Consider the following 17,330-nt stretch of genomic DNA (forward strand, 5'->3'; position numbering starts at 1 on the left):
CGCCGCTACGCGGTCGCCCAGGCGAAATCGCGCCGCAGGTGCGCCGCGCGCGACGGCCGCTGATACAGGTAGCCTTGCGCGTACTGGATCCCGACCGCATGCAGCGCGCGGTGCTGCGCTTCGGTCTCCACGCCTTCCGCGATGATCTTCATGCCGTAATGATGCGCGACGGCCGCGATCCCCTCGATCAGCCTCGCGCTGCCGCTGTCCAGTTGCGAGATGAACTGTCGATCGATCTTCACGTAGTCGAACGGAAAGCGCGACAGCATGTCGAGGTTGCTGTGATGCGTGCCGAAATCGTCGATTGCGAACTTCGCGCCTCTCGATCGCAGTGCGTGGAAGATCTCGGTGGTGCGCGCGTTCTTCTCGAGCAGGATGCGCTCGGTGACTTCGAGCACCAGCGTGAAGCCGGGCGGCAGCGCGCGGATGGCTTCCTCGACGACGGTCACGAACCGCGCGCGCTCCAGATCCTGCGGCGCAACGTTGACGGCGATGCGCAACGGCGCGGACGGCGTCAGCGCGGTCAGTTCGGACACCGCCGTGCGCAGCACGAATTCGGTGATCTTCGGCAGCACGGTGCTCGATTCCACCTGCGGGATGAACACGGCAGGACTGATGGCTCCCCACTTCGGATGGTGCCAGCGCAGCAGCGCTTCGACACCGACCGTCCTGCGCGTCTGCACGTCGACGATCGGCTGGTACTCGACGTGGAACTCGCGGCGCCTGAGCGCGTGGCGCACGGCCTTCAGCAACAGCCGCCGCGGCGCCATCGCGAGCAGGTAGGCGGCCATCACGAGGCTGTCGGCCAGCAGCACGATCGTCGCGCAGATCAGCCGGTAGTGGCGCCGGACCTGTGACGCGTAGCGCGCCGACGCGATGACCGACACCGTGAACGGCCAGCGCTGCGAAGCAATCGAGCTGCCGCCCGCGGGGGCGGCGTCTGTTTCCGGCGTGAATTTTCCGTGCTGATCGAGGCGGCCCGAGCCCGCGATCGACAGCGTGGCCGTTTCCGCCCCGTGGCCGGTGCCGTGGGCCAGCGCGTCGGCCACGTAGTCGCCTTCGATCAGGTACAGGACGCCCGTGCCGCGCGCGGTGGCGCGGAATACGGACAGCACCGGAATCCCTTGCTGGAACGGCGTCTGGCGCAGCAGCGCGACGGTCATCGCGCCCGGTTCGGGCTCGCGCGCATACGCCGCGAGCGGCAGGTCGATCGAACCGAGCGCCGACGAGCACATCAGACGGCCGTCGTTCACGAGCCCGACCGCACGCAGATAGCGCAGGTGAGTGCCCACTTGGGCGAGTGTCCGGAACACCGTCGCGCAGGGGCGTCCGACGAGCGCGTTCAGTTCGTCCACGTGTCGAACGCGCACGCCGTCGAGAATGCGATCCACGGAAGTCACGATGTCCTTTGCCGCGACGCGCTCGTGCGCGGTGACGGCATCGCGTGCATAGCGGTCGGCCAGCACGAGCGCGAACACGGGCACGAGCACGCAAATGATCACGGCGGCGAAAAAGACGACGCGTGGCCACGCGCCGCTGCGGTGGAACAGGAGCTTCGAGCCGGGCGTGAGCGCCCGCATTCCCGCGGTGGCCTTTGGTGTTGTTCGCATGGCGTGGCAAGTCGAACCGGTCGATGCGCCGGCGGCGCGCATGCCACATGCCCGAATCGGACCATGCGGCCCGCGCGGCGGTTCAGGACGCCGATCGATTCGGCCCGCGCGACGGCATCGGTTCAGCCTGTCGCGATCGGCCATTCATCTGGCAGCATTCCTCAGTAACATGCGTGCATTGCGCATGTATATCGACGCAGCGTACCGAAAAAAGTCCCGGCCGCACAGTGTGTGCGGCCGGGACGAAAGACACCGTCTTCTTGGCACGAGGATGGTGCGCGGAAAGTATATGATGCGGCGCGCTATTACGAAATATTGTTGACGAAAAATTGATGCGATTTCGTGATTGTGTCTCAAAAAGAAACATTTTCATGCGGCCCGCTTTCGGTGGTCGGCCGCCAGGTGTCGAGCACGCGCTTTGAGATGGAAAAAAATACTGCGCCTGCGGTCATCGTGACCGATGGCGCTGCTGCGGCGTGCTGTCGAACGTGCGGGGGGTGCTTCAGAAATCGTTGCGCATCTTGTGGAACAGGCCGCTCGGGGACTGGTGCGTGTCCACGGCTGTGAGGACATCGGTCAGGAACCACGGCAGGTTCAGCTGCGTGTCGGAATCGCCGACGCAGACGCGGATCGGCGGCGCGCCGGACGGCGAACGGGCGCCTGGCGCGGCCTCTCGCGACGGCACGCAATTTTTCGCGTATGCCGGAGCCGGCGCGACGGCGTCGGAGGGCGTACCGGCGATTGCCGGCACGTCGATGGCGGCAAACAGGGCGAGGGTAGCGACAAGGGCAACGCGTTTCATGAGGGTTCTCCGATGATGCTCGTTCGACCATGCGAGCCGATGCGAGTTCTCCCGTGCGAGATGCGTGTCGGTTGCCCGAAAAGATGATCGCTCGGTCGCGTGCGACGCCGACCGCCCGCACCGGCGGCCGCCCGTCGCGCGGTGCTCATGCATCGGGTGCCACTGCGGAACGATGTACGCGAAGGTTGGCGAGCCGCGGCGCGCATGAAGAAGTCAGGGCGGTCTGTTCCGTCCTGGTTTCAACGCGCGTCCGGCCAGATGGCCTCGCCGCATCACGTCACCGATATCCGTAACACTGCTTCAGCCCCGCGTAGTCGTAGAAGTGGCTGCCCGGCGCGATCTTCGCGCCGTCGCACGCGGCCTGGAAATCCGTCTCGCGCTCGTTGTACAGCATCTTCACGATGAGCCGCGACCCGTTGCGATAGACGTCCCACTGCATGTTCGCGGCCATCGGCGATACCTGCTCGCCGCGCCACGGGTTGTTCGCATACGTGTAGGTCTGCGCCTGCGGCGTCGGCACGAACACGTTCTTCAGGTTCATGATCGACGCGAACGGAATCACGATCTCCGCATGCGTGAAGCGCAGCTTCGCGGCGTGCGTCAGGTCGCCGCGCGCGATCGCGTCGACTTCGCCGAAGAAATCGTCCTGCAGCACCTTCGCCATCCGGTACGTCACGGGGTTCGCTTCCAGGATGCCGGGCCCCTTCTGGTAGTAGTCCTCGGCATCCTGCAGGTACGCAAGGTACTGCGCCTGCTCCGCGCCGATGTACTTCTCCATCGTGACGCCGCCTGTTTCCGCGGTCATGGCCGGCGCCACCTGCAGCAGGTTGTACAGCACGTTCACCGCATCGACGGCCGTCGCGATCTTCGTCTTGCCGTCGCCTTTCAGCGTGTTGGTGAACTTGCCGTCCGTCGACGTGAACGCATAGGTGCCGGTGTTCGCGAACGTATAGCCGTCGGAGCCGAGCTTCGCGATGAAAGCCGGCGACACGAGGGCGGACAGCACCGTTTGCGCGACGTCGGCTGCCTGCGGCGCGGCCTTGATCGCCTTCAGCTTCGCGGCCACCGCCGCGTCGTTCGCGTAGGCCTGGTACGCCTGGCTCGCCTGATAGGTCGCGTAGTATGGATCGCTCGTGTCGGTCACGAGATCGGTGGCCGGCTTCAGCGAATGGAAATACAGCAGGAAGCGATCGGTGCCGGCCGGTTGCGCGACCGGCGCACCCGTCGGATAGCCGGATGGCGCGGCTGGCAGCGTGATGGCCGGTGCCAGTGCCGGCTGCGCGGCGACGAGCGCCGCCGAGAAATACGTGGAACTGTCGACCGCGCGATCCTGGCCCGAGTTGACGACGACCACCTGGCGGTTGCCGGTGGCGAACAGCGCGGGCAGCCGTTGCGCGAGACGCGCGGCGAGTTGCTGATGTTCGCGGATGCCGGCTTGCGTGAGGTTGCCGTACCCGGGTGTCGAGATGCCCTGCACGCCGTAGCCGAGCAGCGCGTTGGCCTTCATCATCGCGTACGTGTCGGCCTTGAGTTGCGCGCCGAGCGCGGTCAGCGCGCCGTCGGCCTCGGCCCTGACGAGCATCGCGTAGATCGCGCCGTCGTACTTGAAGCCCGACAGTCCGCGCGAGCCGTGACGCGCGACGAGTTCGGTGTAGACCGGCGCGTAGCCGGCCGGCGGTGCTTCGTACGTCGCGGCGTCCTGCTGCGGGCGGTACGGCGTCTTCGTCTGGTAGTAGGCCGCGGGTGCCGGGGGCGGCGTCGGCGTGGGTTGAGGCTGCGGAGCGGGCGCCGTGCCGCTGTTGTCGGCCGGCGTGGCGGACGGCGTCAAGTCGTCCCCGCCGCAAGCAGCGAGCAACAGGCAGGCAATCGTAACGGCGGCGGCGGTGCGGGTCGGGCGTGTCATCGTGGCGGGCAGCGGACGGGACGATACGCACGCGCGTCGTCCCGTCTTCGGGGGAAGGTGGTCGAGCCCCGAAGTGTTGCAAGCGACTTTGACAGCAGAATGTCAGGGTGCGGTCGGGCAATCGTCGGATTGCCGCCGGACCGATGGGGATGACGAGCCGCGGCCGGCCCGTGTGCAGGCGTTCAGTGCAGCCCGGCCGATGCGATCGAGCGCACCGAATCGGTGATGTTCACACAGCGCGACAGCCCGAAATGTTCGGCTTCGCGGCGTTCCGGTTCGCTGCTCGCGATCCCGACCGCGCGCTCCGGCGGCACGCCGAGCGCCTGCAGCGCGACATCGAACGGATGCTGGTTCGATCGGGAGTCCTGCTGATCGGCATCGGTGACGACGACCGAGAAGCGGTCGAGGTTCGCACGGCCGAACTGGCCTTCGAACATGTCGCTGAGCCGCGCGGCCGGCAGCGTCGTGACGAGACCGAGTCGATATCCTTCTTCCGATGCGCGATCGAGCCACTGGATGATCGCGTCGCGCTGATGGCGCGATTCGCGGGAATCCGGTGTTGCTTCGATCTGGGCGAATGCTGCGTCGAGACGGGTGACGATGGCTTCGATGACCACGGTGATTCCTTTTCAGAAACGTGATGATCCGTTCGCCGACGGGAATGCCCCACACCTTAGCGTCGATCCGGAAAACACAACCAATTAATATTTTTAGCCGACCCATACGATTTGACTAATGATTGGCGCGGCGAGCCAGAGCGGGCGCGGGATGCGTGTCGTGCGGCATGCGCCGCGCGAACGGCATCGTATCGACGGTCTTCAATCTGATGCACCAGCGTGGCGCACATTCCCGAGGCATCGCGCATACGCATATAAAAAAACGGCATATCGAGCGATGGCCGCTCCGAGATGCCGTGTCGCGATACCGCGTGCGAGTCGTCGCTCAGTGCAACTTGATCGACGGCTGGTTACGGCTTTGCAGCCAGTGGCTCAGCGACTGGAACAGCGCGCGCTTCATGCCGACGACGCTGAACAGGTGCTTGCGATACAGAAGCTTGTACAGCCCGATCGCCGCCAGCCCGTCGACGATCAGCGAGCGCGAGCGCCCGCCGATGTCCGCCTGGTACACGGCGCCCGCATGCCCGAGCGACACGACGGTGCCCGCATCGCGGAACGTGAAGCCGGCCACCGGCTTGCCGGCGACGCGGCGCGCGAAGGCGTTGACCAGATACACGGCCTGCTGGTGCGCGACCTGCGCGCGCGGCGGCAGGAATCCGCCCGCAGTGGCCGACGGGCACGCGGCGCAGTCGCCGAACGCGTACACGTGCGGATCGTCGGGCGTCTGCAGCGTGTCGGTCACGATCACCTGGTTCGAGCGGTTGAGCGCGATGTCGCCGATGTCCCGCAGCATCGCGGGGCCCGCGACGCCGGCCGCCCAGATCGTGATGTCGCTCGCGAGGCGTTCGCCGGTCACGGTCGCCACGGCATCCGCGCCGACTTCCGCCACGCGCGTATCGGTCAGCACGTCGACGTTCAGCGCGCGAAGCTGCGCGTGCATCTTGCCGGACAGCCGCTCGTCGAGCGCGGGCAGGATGCGCGGGCCGCCTTCGATCAGCCGGATGTGCACGTCGCGCGCGGACACCAGCGCCTTGAAGCGGTACGTCGTCAGTTGCTGGACGGCGTGCCGCAGCGCGGCGGCCAGCTCGACACCCGTCGCGCCCGCACCGATCACGTTGATGCAGATCGGCGCCGCGCGCCGCGCGGGCTGCTGCTCGGCCCGGTGATTCGCCTTCGTGCACGCTGCCAGGAACTTGCGGCGGAAATCCTCGGCCTGGTCGAGGTTTTCGAGCGGCAGCGCATGACGCTCGGCGCCCGGCACGTTGAAGAAGTTCGTCACGCTGCCGACCGCCAGCACGAGATCGTCATAGTCGAGCATGCGCTGCGGCAGGATTTCCGTGCCGTCCGCATCGAGCACGGCCGCGATCGTCGCCGTGCGTGCCGCGCGGTCGACCCGCTGCAGCGCGCCCTGCACGAAACGGAAGCCGTGGCGCTTCGCCTGCGCCGCGTATTCGATCGTATGCGAGGCCGGATCGCGATGGCCCGACGCGGCTTCATGCAGCAGCGGCTTCCAGAAATGTGTCGGATAGCGGTCGACGAGCACGATTTCGGCCTGCCCGCGGCGTCCGACCGTATCGCCGAGACGCGTCGCGAGCTGCAGGCCGCCTGCGCCGCCGCCGACGATCACGATGCGCGGCACGCGCGCTGCGCGCTCCGTTGCCAGGTTGGGCGTGATGTTGTCCATGTTGGGCTCCCGCTGAATGACGATTCGGATGACATTGCTCAAGAACCGACGATATAGTTTCGAACCCACTCGAACAATTTAATGTTTATAAGCGACTCATATGTATTCACTTATAGGAAAAACCGCGACGTTCCGGCAGTTGAAGGCGCTGGACATGATCGCGCGGCTCGGCAGCGTGTCGCGCGCGGCCGAGGAGCTGAACCTGACGCAGCCGGCCGTGTCGCTGCAGGTTCGCCTGCTCGAGGAGGCCGTGGGCGCCGCGTTGTTGCAGCGGGTGGGACGCGGCGTGCAACTGACCGCGGCCGGCGAGATCGTGGCGCGCTACGCGCGCGAGATCCTGCATCTGTGGAGCGAGGCCGGCGACGAGGTGGCCGCGCTGACGGGCGATCTCGGCGGCACGCTGCGGATCGGCGCGATCACGACGGCCGAATACCTGATTCCGCCGCTGCTCGTCAAATTCACCGCGACGCGCCCGCATGTGAAGACCTACTTCAAGGTCGGCAACCGCGACGACATCATCCGCATGCTCGCCACGCATGAAATCGATCTCGCGGTGATGGGCAGCGCGCCGAAGGAGCTGCGTACGCACGCGGTCGAGTTCGCGAAACACCCGATGGTGTTCGTCGCGGCGCCCGGCCATCCGCTGATGCAGCGCAAGCGCGTCGCGCTGAGGGATCTCGAATCCGCGCACCTGCTCGTGCGCGAACGCGGTGCGGGCACGCGCTCGACCGTCGAGAGCCTCTTCAAGAATGCGGGCTACCGTTTTCATGTGGGGTCCGAACTGTCGAGCAACGAGGCGATCAAGCAGATGGCCGAAGCCGGGCTCGGCGTCGCGTTCCTGTCGTTGCACGCGTGTGCGCTCGAACTGCGCACGGGGCTGCTCGGGCAACTGCCGTTTCCCGGCAACCCGATCGAGCGCGAATGGTATGTGGTCACGCTCGCCGACCGGCGGATCTCGCAGGTGACGGGGCTGTTCCGCGATTTCCTGATCAAGCAGGGCGCGCCGGTGATCGACGGGGCGACGGTGGCGCCGCACGAGCGGCGGCGCAAGTAGGTAGGTTTGGCCGGCCGGTCAGCCGAGCCCGAAGTCGTCGTTGCTGTCGGGAATCGACGCGAGCAGCCGTTCGAGCCGATACCAGCCGACCACGCGCAGGCACCACGCGGCGATGGCGGTGCGGTCGGTGCGGGCTTGGGGGCCGGATGAGGGGCGGGCGGCGGCGGGCGCGCGCGCGATGAAGGCCGCGCGTTGCGGGCAGTAATGGGGCATGACGGGCTCCGTAGGTGTCGGATGAGTCGATCGTAAGCGGCGCGGCGCCCGCCGGCGCGCACGCAAGGATCGTTCCGAGCACAAACGGATGATCTTTTTATGCTGGATCCGGCGGCGGCCGCGCAAGGCCGGCACGCCGGCCCGAAACGCGTCACAATGCGCGTTCGGCACCTGATCTGGTGGAGACCATCAATGAGCGATCCGATTCTTGCCGCGCCGACCGACAACGGCGTCCCGGTCAGCCTGCGCTCGAGCCGCGGGCTGGGCTGGCGCGGCTTCGGCGCGTCGCTGCTGGAGATCCGCGCGGGCACGTACCGGATTCCGGCGGCCGAGCATCACCGGATCGGCGTGCATATCGGCTCGCCGGTGCGCGCGGATTGCGTGTGCGACGGCGAGCGCGTGTCGCGCATCCAGGCGCACGGCGACATCGACGTGATTCCGGCCGGCCTGCCCGGCCAGTGGACCGACAGCGCCGACTGCCGGATCCTGCACATTGCGCTCAGCGACACCTTCGTGCGGCGCACCGTCGAACAACTCGAACTGAAGGCGTCGCACGCGCAGATCCGCCGGCGGCTGCAGGTGCGCGACCCGCGGTTGCAGCACATCGCGTGGGCGATGGCCGCCGAACTCGAAGCGGAAGACGCGTCGGACCCGCTCTACGCGGAAAGCCTGTGCACGGCGCTCGTCGCGCGGCTGGTCGACGGCCAGCCGGCGTTTCGCGAACGCCGGCGCGCGCTGGCGCCGAAGGCCGCGGCGCGCGTGATCGACTATGTCGAAGCGAATCTGGACCGGCGCATGACGCTGGCCGAGCTCGCGGCGCTCGTGTCGATCAGCGTGCCGCATTTCAAGGTGCTGTTTCGCGAAACGCTCGGGATGCCCGTGCACCAGTACGTCGTGCGGCGCCGGGTGGAGCGCGCGAAGACGCTGCTGCTCGAAGGCCGGCTCAGCATCAGCCAGATCGCGCTGGAAGCCGGGTTCGCGCATCAGAGTCACATGGCGAACTGGATGAACCGCGTGCTCGGCGCGACGCCGACGGAGATCGCGCGGTCGGGCGCACGGGGCGGGTTGCGGCTGGCTTATGACGGCGGGGATGACGCGAAACCTTCACGTCGCTAGCTAGCGCGCCGACGGATGCGCGGGCCGTGCCGACGCCCGCATCCCGTCATCCTTTCCTGCTCGATTCATCCCTCCGTGCGCGCCTTCCCGGCCGGGCGTGCCGACAATCACAGCACTTTCATTCCTCGGGAGCGAATCGTGTTCGTGATCTTCGGAGCATCCGGCAACGTCGGCCTGTCGACCGTGACGACCTTGCGCAACGCCGGCCATTCCGTGCGCGCGGTGCTGCGCGACGCACGCCATCGTGAACGTTTCGCGCAGCTCGGCTGCGATGTCGCGATCGCGGACCTGACGGACGCGAACGCGATCGCCGCGGCGATCGACGGCGCGCAGGCCGTGCAGATGCTGTGCCCGGTGCCGGGCGCCGACCCCGATCCGGCTGCGACGATGACGCGGACGATCGACGTCGCGACCGCCGCGCTCGCCGCAAACCCGCCACCTGTGCTGCTCGCGTTGTCGGACTACGGTGCGGAGCTGGAAGGCAATACGGGTATCACGCGTCTGTTCCATGACTTCGAGGAACGGCTGAAGACGATCCCCGCGCAACTGACGCTGCTGCGCTCGGCCGAGCATCTGCAGAACTGGGCGCGCGTGCTGCCGGTCGCGCTCGGCACCGGCGTGCTGCCGAGCTTCCACCATCCGGTCGGCAAGGTCTTTCCGACGGTCTGGGCGCCCGATGTGGGCATCGTCGCGGCGCGGCTGCTGCGCGATGCGCCGGAAGGCGGCAGCGGGCCGCGCATCGTCAGCGTCGAAGGGCCGCGGCGGGTGAGCGCGACGGCGATCGCGGATACATTGAGTGCGGCGGCAGGCCGCGCGATCGTCGCGCACGAGCTGCCGCGCGACACGTGGAACGCGACGCTACTGCGCGCGGGGCTCAGCGATCGTCATGCACAGCTGATCGTCGATCTGTACGACGTGCACAACGCGGGGCGGATCGACGTCGAGGCCGGGGTGTCGGAGCGGGTGTACGGGACGACGCCGCCGGAGGAGGGGCTCGCGCAACTGGTGCGCGGGCATGCGCATTGAGTGATGCGGCCGTGCGCGGCGCGCATCATGCGGGCCCCCGCACCCTGTTCACCACCCCATACGCCACCGACCCGATCACGATCCCCCAGAACGCCGACCCGAGCCCGAGCCACGACATCCCCGACGCGGTCGCGAGGAACGTGATCATCGACGCTTCGCGATGGTTCTCGTCCTCGAAGATCCCGTGCACGTTCGCGCCGATCGCGCCGATCAGCGCGAGCCCGGCGAGAATCGCGACGAACGCCTTCGGCAGCGCGAAGAACAGCGTGACGATCGTGCCCGCGAAGAGCCCGCCGATCAGGTAGAACACGCCGTTCGCGAGCCCGGCGACATACCGCCGGTCCGGATCCTCGTGCGCGTCCTTGCCGGTGCACAGCGCCGCGGTGATCGCCGCGACGACGATCGTGATCCCGCCGAAGCACGCGACGACCAGTGACATCACGCCGGTCGCGGTGATGATCGGGCGCGCCGGCGTGTGATAGCCGGACACGCGCAGGATCGTCATCCCCGGCAGGAACTGGCCGGTGAGGCTGACGACGACGAGCGGCAGCGCGAGGCTGAGGGTCGTGCCGAGCGTCCATTCGGGGGCGATGAAGATCGGCCGCGCGAGGCTCGGCGACACGTTGCCGAGATGCGTCATCCCGAGCAGCGTCGCGAGCGCGGCGCCCGTCAGCAGCACGAGCACGATGCTGTAGCGCGGCAGCAGGCGTCTGAAGATCACGTAGGCCGCGATCATCCCGAAACCGAGCACCGGCTGCGCGGTCGCGGCGGAGAACGCGCGCATGCCGAACGGCAGAAGGATGCCGGCCATCATCCCGCACGCGATGCCGCGCGGAATGTGGCGCACGAGCCGGTCGAAATAGCCGGTCACGCCGATCAGCAGGATGATGAGCGCAGCCGTGATGTACGCGCCGACGGCCTGGTTCAGCGTCAGTTGCGGAAAGAGGCCGACCAGGAGCGCGGTGCCGGGCGCGGACCAAGCGGTCACGATCGGCACTTTCAGCTTCCAGCTCGCGAACAGCCCTGACACGCCCGCGCCGATCGAGATCGCCCAGACCCACGACGACACCATGTCGGTGGACGCATGTGCGGCTTGCGACGCCTGGAAGAAGATCGCGAGCGGGCCTGCATACGAAATCAGGACCGCGAGAAAGCCTGCCGTGACCGCGGAGACGGACCAGTCGTTGCCGATCGTGCGGATCGCGCCGGGTGGGGTGTTCGGTTGCATCGTCGTCGGGGAATGCGGCGCGCGGTTGTGCGGCGGAGCCGGGGCGGATGAGGGTTGGAAGCCCCTGATGAGCCGTCATTCTGGGCATGGCCGACGCAATTGGCAATCCGCGGGCGACGATCGGTGCTGTCGGCTTTTCGTAACGATTGGTGCCGAAACGCGGAAACTTCTGACGTCACGTACTGATCTGCAACACCCTGTCGACCACCGCCACCTTGATCCCGCTGCCCGTCGACAGCGATGCCGTGCCGGCGTCGAACGGATGCACGGGCGGATCGGTCGGCGTCCACGCATGGCGTGCGAGCAGTTCGCGATACCCGCCGCGGATCACGAAGCCGCCGCATTTCCGCGCATACGCGTCGCGCCGCATCCGGTACGCGCGCGGCAGGTCGTACCACGGCAGCTTCGGCAGGTCGTGATGGACGAGGTGATAGTTGTTGTTCAGGTACAGCAGCCGCATCGCGAAGCCGGCTTCGTTGATCGTGATGCGCGCCTTCGGATGCGGCGCGGCGCGATGCTCGTACAGCGAGCGGATCATCGCAAGCGATAGCGCGGGCCATGTGACGGCCAGCAGGTAGTACCACCACGGCACACCGATCGCCCATTGCAGCCAGGCGAGCAGCGCGACCACGCAGGCCACGTGAGTCAACCACATCGGCAGATAGCGGAAGTCGCCGCGCCGGAATGCGGCGAACGCATCGCGGAACGTCGCGGCGATGGCGAGCGGCGGCCCGACGACGATGCGTCCGAGGAACGTCTTGCGCGCGAGCGTCAGCGCCCGGCGCCAGCGCGGCAGCCGCGCCCAGCGCTCGCGCGTCACGTAGTTCGTCTCGGGATCGACGCCCGGCACGGTCAGGTCTTCGTCGCGATGATGCTCGAGATGCGTGTCGCGATACAGCGTGTACGGATACCAGACCGTCAGCGGCGGATAGCCGAGCAGCTTGTTCACGAAGGCGGAACGCGTCGGATGGCCGTGCAGCAGCTCGTGCTGCAGCGACAGGTGCCACGCGCCGAGCAGGATTAGCGGCGGCGTCGCGGCGGCGAGCGACAGGCGCCCGTCGCGCACGAGCAGCAGCACGGCGAGCCAGCCGCCGTAGATGACCACGACCAGCAGCCAGGTCGGCCACTCGGTGCGGGCGGTGAAGCGGGCGTCGAGCGCGGCGATCGCGCGCGCGTGGTCGACGTCGAAGTATTCGGCCATGGCGTTGAGGCGGATGAATCGGGCAGTGCGGGGAACGAGCGATGGAACCGGGGCGCTCGGCCCGGGTGCGCTGGTGTCTCGCGGATCACGGTCGGCCTGCCCGGCATCGCGCGGTGGCGGCGCCGGCAGGCCTTCGAACGGTACCGGGGCGGCGCGGCTACGCCAACCAATCGATTCGCATTTGCTTATCGTGGTGCGGCCGATAAGCATCCGGGCTGCCGTCGATGCGTAGAATGCCCGCATGAACCCCTGGATCGCAGTCCTGCCGATGTACAACGTGACGCCGCGCCACGCCACCCTGTGGCGCGCGTTGCTGCGTGACGCGCTCGACGCGTTCGCGAACGCAGGCGGGCCTGCCGGCGTCGCACTGCCCGACGCGCCGTTCGACGACCTGCATGCACTGTGGCGGCGCGACGATCTGCTGCTGTCGCAGACCTGCGGCTACCCGTACCGGGTGCTGGGCTTGCGCGACGTCGTGAGCTTGGTTGCGACCCCCATTTTCGACGCGGACGGCTGCGATGGGGCGTGCTACAGCAGCGTACTGGTTGTATCGGCGCGGGTGCATGCGGGCGGGGCGACGACGCTCGCCGCCTGCCGCGGGTTGCGGGCCGCCTTCAACGGCGTGGATTCACACAGCGGGATGAACGCCTTCCGGCACGCGGTCGCGCCGCATGCGCACGACGGGCGGTTCTTCGGCTCGGTCACGCCGGTCGGTTCGCACCTGAACGTGCTGCGTGCGCTGGCGTCGGGAGAAGCCGATTGCGCGGCGATCGACTGCGTGACGTTCGCGTACGTGCGCGACGCGCTGCCCGATCTGCTGACGGACATCCGGATCATCGGCACGACGGCGTCCGCGCCGGGATTGCCGTTCGTTGCATCGCGGGCGTTGCCGGACGCGAAGGTCGCCGCGCTGCGCGACGCGCTCGATCGCGCGGTCGCAGCCGATGCGCAGCGGGCGCGCGTGCTGAGGCTGAAGGGATTCGAGCGGCTGTCGCCGGCCGACTACGACACGATTGCGCGGTTCGAGCGGGAAGCCGTCGCGCACGGCTATCCCGAACTCGCGTGACGCACGGCGTGGCGTGCGGCGTGCTGCGACCGCCCGCGCTGCGTCAGGTTACTCCTCGTCCATCAAGCGGACCTTGACCCGCTTGCCCTTGATCTTCCCCGCATTGAGCTTGCGCAGCGCATCGCGCGCGACGCCGCGCTCGATCGCGACATAGGTCGAGAACTCGGTCACGTTGATCTTGCCGATCTGCTTGCCGTCGAACCCGGCGTCGCCGGTCAGCGCGCCGAGCACGTCGCCCGGACGGATCTTGTCCTTGCGCCCGCCGAGGATCTGCAGCGTTTCCATCGGCGGCAGCAGCACGCTGTCGTCCGCCGGCGTCAGCTCGGCGAGCGGATGCCATTCGACCTCGCGCTTCTGCGCCTGTTCGATCGCGCCGACGCGGCCCATCTCGTCCATGCTCGCGAGGCTCAGCGCCCAGCCGTCCTGATCCGCGCGGCCCGTGCGGCCGATACGGTGCACGTGCACTTCGGGGTCGGGCGTCACGTCGACGTTGATCACCGCCTCGAGCTGCGCGATGTCGAGCCCGCGCGCGGCGACGTCAGTCGCCACCAGCACCGAGCAACTGCGGTTCGCGAACTGGATCAGCACCTGGTCGCGCTCGCGCTGGTCGAGCTCGCCGTGCAGCGCGAGCGCGTGGAAGCCCTGCGCGTGCAGCACGTCGAGCAGGTCGCGGCACTGCTGCTTGGTGTTGCAGAACGCGATCGTGCTCACCGGGCGGTAGTGGTTCAGCAACTGGCCGACCGCATGCAGCCGCTCGTCCTCCGTCACTTCGTAGAAGCGCTGGCGGATCTTGCTGTCGTCGTGGCGTTCCGCGAGCTTGATTTCCTTCGGATTGCGCAGGAACTGCTGGCTCAGCTTCGCGATGCCGTCCGGATAGGTCGCGGAGAACAGCAGCGTCTGGCGCGTCGTCGGGCACATCCGCGCGACTTTCGCGATGTCGTCGAAGAACCCCATGTCGAGCATCCGGTCGGCTTCATCCAGCACCAGCGTGTTCAGCGCGTCGAGCTTCAGGTTGCCGCGATCGAGGTGATCCATGATGCGGCCCGGCGTGCCGACGACGATATGCGCGCCGTGCTCGAGGCTCTGCGCCTGTGGACGCATCGGCGTGCCGCCGCAGAGCGTCAGCACCTTCACGTTCTCTTCGGCGCGCGCGAGGCGGCGCACTTCCTGTGCGACCTGGTCGGCCAGCTCGCGCGTCGGGCAGAGGATCATCGCCTGCACGTCGAAGCGGCGCGCGTCGAGACGCGCGAGCAGCGCGAGCGAGAACGCGGCGGTCTTGCCGCTGCCCGTCTTCGCCTGCGCGATCAGGTCCTGGCCGGCCAGCGCGACCGGCAGGCTGGCGGCCTGGATCGGCGTCATGTCGACATAGCCGAGCTGCGCGAGGTTCGCGAGCGTGGCGGGCGTCAGCGGCAGTGCGCTGAACGGCGTGGCGGTCGGTTGGCTCAAGACAGGTCTCCGAGGTAGGGGCGGCCTTCCATCTGCTCGTAGAGAACGTTGCCTTCGTCGTCCTCGAAGCGTTCGAGGTAGTTGCGGGCGCCGCACAGCGGGCAGCGGAACAGCAGCCCCTGGCCTTCGTCCTTGATGACGACGTCGGACTGCTCCCACTGCGTGCCGCAGCTCTGGTTTCGGCAGGTAAACACGGTCTTTCTCCAGCTGAATTCGGTTGATGGCGCGCCCGGGCGGGCGCGGCCACGGCGGGCGGCGCTCGCGCGGCTCGGGCGCGGGCCGCACCGGCGGTCGCTCGGGTTGGGTCGATGCGGGTGATGGATCGGGCGGCGACGGGGTCGCGCGTGCCGCAATTCTAGCGGAAGCCGGTGCTGGCGCCCGGCGCGCGCCACGAAAAACGGCCGCCCGGGAGGGCGGCCGTGTCGGGCGGCGCAACGGCGCCGCGCGGGTGTGGCGCGGCGTCGGGCGCGTTACAGCGCCATGTCGGCCGACGCCTTCGCCGGGCGGGCCGGCACGGCGCCGGTGGCCTGCGACGGCATGCCGAGGTCGATCTTCGGCGGCGGCGACAGTTGCAGCACGTCGCTCGTGTAGGTCCATTCCTCGACGACTTTCGCCGGGCTGTCGTTCAGCTTGGTGCCGTAGCTCGGCACGATCTGGCGGATCTTCTGCTGCCACTCGGGCGTCGCGACCTTGTCCTTGAACACCTTCTTCAGCAGGTTCAGCATGATCGGCGCGGCGGTCGACGCGCCCGGCGACGCGCCGAGCAGGCCCGCGATGCTGCCGTCCTGCGACGCGACGATCTCGGTGCCGAGCTTCAGCACGCCGCCCTTGACCGGGTCGCGCTTGATGATCTGCACGCGCTGGCCGGCCTGCCACAGGCGCCAGTCTTCCTTCTTCGCGTTCGGGAAGTATTCCTTCAGCGCGTTGAAGCGGTCGTCGTCGGACAGCATCAGCTGGCCGGCGAGGTACTGCACGAGCGGGAATTCGTCGACGCCCACGCGCATCATCGGCGCGACGTTGTGCAGGTTGGTGCTCTTCGCGAGGTCGAAGTACGAGCCGTTCTTCAGGAACTTGGTCGAGAACGTCGCGAACGGCCCGAACAGGATGATCTTCTTGCCGTCGATGATCCGCGTGTCGAGGTGCGGCACCGACATCGGCGGCGAGCCGACCGACGCCTTGCCGTACGCCTTCGCGAGGTGCTGCTTCACGACCTCGGGGTTGTCGGTCACGAGGAACGAGCCGCCGACCGGGAATGCGCCGTAGTCCTTCGCTTCGGGAATGCCCGACGCCTGCAGCAGGTGCAGCGCACCGCCGCCCGCGCCGATGAACACGAACTTCGCGTCGACCGATTGCGGCGGTTCGTCCGAGTGCAGCTTGACCCACGACACGTGCCACGTGCCGTCGGCGTTGCGCGAGATCTCGCGCACTTCGCTCGACAGCGACAGCGTGAAGTTCGGCTGCGTCTTCAGGTAGCCGACGAACTGGCGCGTGATCTCGCCGAAGTTCACGTCGGTGCCGATCGGCGTCCAGGTGGCGGCGACCTTCTGCGAACGGTCACGGCCGTCCATCATCAGCGGCACCCACTGCTTGATCTGGTCGTAGTCTTCCGAATACTGCATCCCGCGGAACAGCGGGCTCGCCTGCAGCGCTTCGTAGCGCTTCTTCAGGAAGCGGACGTTGTCGTCGCCCCACACGAAGCTCATGTGCGGCGTCGAGTTGATGAACGTGTGCGGGTTCTTCAGCACGCCCTGCTTCACCTGCCACGCCCAGAACTGACGCGAGATCTGGAACGACTCGTTGATCTCGATCGCCTTCGAGATGTCGATCTTGCCGTCCGCCTTCTCCGGCGTGTAGTTCAGCTCGGCGAGCGCCGAGTGGCCGGTGCCGGCGTTGTTCCAGCCGTTCGAGCTTTCCAGCGCGACGCCGTCGAGGCGCTCGACCATCGTCATCGACCAGTCGGGCTGGAGTTCGTGCAGCCAGACGCCGAGCGTCGAGCTCATGATGCCGCCGCCCACCAGCAGGACGTCGACCTTCTTCGTGTCGGCGGCGTGCGCGGACGATGTCGCGACGCACAGCGCGAGCGCCGACAGTATTACCCGTAACGTTTTGATCACAGCAGATCCCTTTTTCAACTTGGATGCATCGGTTTGCCATGCCGCCCGGCGTGCGGTTCCGTTGCGCCGAAACACGGATCCGGAGATCCGGATCGCGAATCCGGAATTCCGGATCGGCGCCGTGTGCCGTTGCATTTGCGCACGCGAAGCCATTCGGAAGGACACCTTCGGATCGGCTTCCCGCGAGCAGGCAAGTGCCTGCGTCGCGACGGTGCGCCACGCGCCCGGGCTCTGGCGGCAAGCCTGAGCG

The 17,330-nt window shown here is 67.8% G+C and carries 15 protein-coding genes; 4 read left to right on the forward strand and 11 right to left on the reverse strand.

The window, feature by feature from the left end; genetic code table 11:
- Positions 1 to 5 precede the first annotated feature (5 nt).
- The 5 genes from HWX62_RS04550 to HWX62_RS04570 form a co-directional block, all read right to left on the reverse strand.
- Positions 6 to 1,610 (reverse strand): EAL domain-containing protein, encoded by a 1,605-nt coding sequence (locus HWX62_RS04550; protein ID WP_175930342.1) that lies wholly within the window; start codon positions 1,608 to 1,610, stop codon positions 6 to 8.
- 502 nt (positions 1,611 to 2,112) lie between these two features.
- A complete protein-coding gene (locus tag HWX62_RS04555; protein ID WP_175930341.1) occupies positions 2,113 to 2,412 on the reverse strand; it encodes a hypothetical protein in 300 nt (99 codons plus the stop codon).
- Between the two features lie 277 nt (positions 2,413 to 2,689).
- Entirely contained in the window at positions 2,690 to 4,315 is a 1,626-nt protein-coding gene (locus HWX62_RS04560; RefSeq protein WP_175930340.1) for a histidine-type phosphatase, read from the reverse strand.
- Positions 4,316 to 4,497: 182 nt separating this feature from the next.
- Positions 4,498 to 4,932 carry a phosphatase gene (locus tag HWX62_RS04565; RefSeq protein WP_175930339.1) on the reverse strand — a complete coding sequence of 145 codons (435 nt, stop codon included), beginning with the start codon at positions 4,930 to 4,932 and terminating at the stop codon, positions 4,498 to 4,500.
- Between the two features lie 325 nt (positions 4,933 to 5,257).
- A complete protein-coding gene (locus tag HWX62_RS04570) occupies positions 5,258 to 6,616 on the reverse strand; it encodes an NAD(P)/FAD-dependent oxidoreductase (protein ID WP_175930338.1) in 1,359 nt (452 codons plus the stop codon).
- A 100-nt stretch (positions 6,617 to 6,716) separates the two neighbouring features.
- Here HWX62_RS04570 and HWX62_RS04575 point away from each other — a divergent pair, with 100 nt between their 5' ends.
- Positions 6,717 to 7,670, forward strand: coding sequence for a LysR family transcriptional regulator (locus HWX62_RS04575; RefSeq protein ID WP_175930337.1), 954 nt, complete (start codon positions 6,717 to 6,719; stop codon positions 7,668 to 7,670).
- Between the two features lie 18 nt (positions 7,671 to 7,688).
- On the opposite strand, the gene HWX62_RS04580 is transcribed toward HWX62_RS04575, so the two are convergent.
- Complete coding sequence (locus HWX62_RS04580; protein ID WP_175930336.1) at positions 7,689 to 7,883, reverse strand: hypothetical protein; 195 nt, start codon at positions 7,881 to 7,883, stop codon at positions 7,689 to 7,691.
- 192 nt (positions 7,884 to 8,075) lie between these two features.
- Between HWX62_RS04580 and HWX62_RS04585 the strand changes: the two genes are divergently transcribed.
- Positions 8,076 to 8,999, forward strand: a complete 924-nt coding sequence (locus HWX62_RS04585) for an AraC family transcriptional regulator (protein WP_175930335.1) — start codon at positions 8,076 to 8,078, stop codon at positions 8,997 to 8,999.
- Positions 9,000 to 9,137: 138 nt separating this feature from the next.
- Positions 9,138 to 10,025 (forward strand): NAD(P)H-binding protein, encoded by an 888-nt coding sequence (locus HWX62_RS04590; protein WP_175930334.1) that lies wholly within the window; start codon positions 9,138 to 9,140, stop codon positions 10,023 to 10,025.
- A gap of 25 nt (positions 10,026 to 10,050) precedes the next feature.
- Here HWX62_RS04590 and HWX62_RS04595 read toward each other — a convergent pair whose 3' ends face one another.
- Both HWX62_RS04595 and HWX62_RS04600 read right to left on the reverse strand, forming a co-directional pair.
- Positions 10,051 to 11,253 carry a benzoate/H(+) symporter BenE family transporter gene (locus HWX62_RS04595; protein ID WP_175930333.1) on the reverse strand — a complete coding sequence of 401 codons (1,203 nt, stop codon included), beginning with the start codon at positions 11,251 to 11,253 and terminating at the stop codon, positions 10,051 to 10,053.
- Between the two features lie 175 nt (positions 11,254 to 11,428).
- The gene (locus HWX62_RS04600; protein WP_175930332.1) at positions 11,429 to 12,454 is read right to left on the reverse strand and encodes a fatty acid desaturase; all 1,026 of its coding nucleotides are present in this window, start codon (positions 12,452 to 12,454) and stop codon (positions 11,429 to 11,431) included.
- 241 nt (positions 12,455 to 12,695) lie between these two features.
- On the opposite strand from HWX62_RS04600, the gene HWX62_RS04605 reads away from it, so the two are divergent.
- Positions 12,696 to 13,520: a PhnD/SsuA/transferrin family substrate-binding protein gene (locus HWX62_RS04605; RefSeq protein WP_175930331.1), complete on the forward strand. Its 825-nt coding sequence runs from the start codon at positions 12,696 to 12,698 to the stop codon at positions 13,518 to 13,520.
- Positions 13,521 to 13,568: 48 nt separating this feature from the next.
- Here the strand turns inward: HWX62_RS04605 and dbpA are convergent, their stop codons facing one another.
- The 3 genes from dbpA to mqo all read right to left on the reverse strand — a co-directional run bounded on the left by dbpA (position 13,569) and on the right by mqo (position 17,098).
- Positions 13,569 to 14,966, reverse strand: a complete 1,398-nt coding sequence (gene dbpA, locus HWX62_RS04610; protein ID WP_175930330.1) for an ATP-dependent RNA helicase DbpA — start codon at positions 14,964 to 14,966, stop codon at positions 13,569 to 13,571.
- Positions 14,963 to 15,160, reverse strand: coding sequence for a hypothetical protein (locus HWX62_RS04615; protein WP_175930329.1), 198 nt, complete (start codon positions 15,158 to 15,160; stop codon positions 14,963 to 14,965). Before HWX62_RS04615 ends, dbpA begins: the two co-directional genes overlap by 4 nt.
- A 276-nt stretch (positions 15,161 to 15,436) precedes the next feature.
- Complete coding sequence (gene mqo, locus HWX62_RS04620; RefSeq protein WP_175930328.1) at positions 15,437 to 17,098, reverse strand: malate dehydrogenase (quinone); 1,662 nt, start codon at positions 17,096 to 17,098, stop codon at positions 15,437 to 15,439.
- Positions 17,099 to 17,330 lie beyond the last annotated feature (232 nt).

Source organism: Burkholderia sp. BCC0506 (assembly GCF_902833145.1).
Taxonomy (GTDB): Bacteria; Pseudomonadota; Gammaproteobacteria; order Burkholderiales; family Burkholderiaceae; genus Burkholderia.